Below are 1,066 nucleotides of genomic sequence, written 5' to 3'. Positions count from 1 at the left end.
ATTTATATGTTAATAACCAAAACTATCAAATATAGAGATATGAGCAAACAGATATTTTAAATTTGTTTGTAATCATAAGTAAAAGATTTGAAAACATTGGAGGATATTATTTTAGCAAAAATTTAAAATTGGTGTGAATATAAACCCTTTCCTGGCTTGTGGGGGCACGGGCAGGTCCCATAATTTTCACGAGAAAGTTTTTTTTGGCAGAGGCAGGCAGAGAGAAAGTGTTTATATACCAACGAGATAAATGTTTTATTATAGAAAAGATACCCTGCTGGATAGAACGGCTGCTCCTGCTGAAACTGAATGAGATCACAGGAGAAATAAAAACTATACACACACGCATAGATAGTGTGGAGAAGGATGTCGCTGGTTTGAGGAGAGAGATGATGACAAAATTCGAATCGGTGGATGCTAAAGTAGAAAGTTTGAGGACCGAGGCGATTTCACGGTTCGAAGCTGTGGGCAGAAGGTTTGATTTGCTCGAAGCGAGACTACCAGTGATAGAGAAGATGGCTGAGCTTGAAGTCCGGCTTGCAGATTGCGTAGCATTTTGATTAAACTTTCTTAAAGTTTTACTTGAGAAGAAGTTAGCTTCTGCATAGCTTAAAAACGCAGCATTTTTTGTCAAACAATTCTACATCTATCTCTGTCGTCTGCGAAGATGTTACATGTGTGTTCGGTTAAGTAATCCATCTATCCATTAGCCTCTCTCGTTTGACATTTGGATCGCATCCCTGGCAGAGGTAAATGTTGTATAAAGTGAGCATATCCAGTTTCAGCCCCATGCATTCCAGTACCTCGGTCAACAATCGGTCTGATTGCTCGGTGAAGACTTTTGCCCAACGTAAAGGCATGTATCGGTTAGCATTTACCTTCAGTCTGCTAACGAAATAGCCGCCATAGCGGACGATTCTGTCGAAAAAGAGGTACTTGAAGTATCCGAGATCGAGGAGCAGGATGCAGCCCTTGAGCCAGGGTCCCAACCGAAATATTTATCGCTATCGCCCAAAACACGACCGGGTTGCTGTGCTTGAAACTCACGCACCTCTGAAGGAAATCA

1 protein-coding gene and 1 pseudogene are annotated in these 1,066 nt (G+C 41.4%); one reads left to right on the top strand and one right to left on the bottom strand.

The annotated features are described in order from the left end of the window. Nucleotides 1-203 precede the first annotated feature (203 nt). Nucleotides 204-560, top strand: coding sequence for a hypothetical protein (locus tag J7J01_08315; GenBank protein ID MCD6210869.1), 357 nt, complete (start codon nucleotides 204-206; stop codon nucleotides 558-560). Between the two features lie 126 nt (nucleotides 561-686). On the opposite strand, the pseudogene J7J01_08310 reads toward J7J01_08315, so the two are convergent. After that, a pseudogene (locus tag J7J01_08310) lies at nucleotides 687-998 on the bottom strand (hypothetical protein). Nucleotides 999-1,066: the final 68 nt, after the last annotated feature.

Source organism: Methanophagales archaeon (genome assembly GCA_021159465.1).
Lineage (GTDB): Archaea > Halobacteriota > Syntropharchaeia > Alkanophagales > Methanospirareceae > G60ANME1.
The sequence above is the reverse complement of the archived record's forward strand: the minus strand, read 5'-3'. Positions and strand labels throughout refer to the sequence as shown.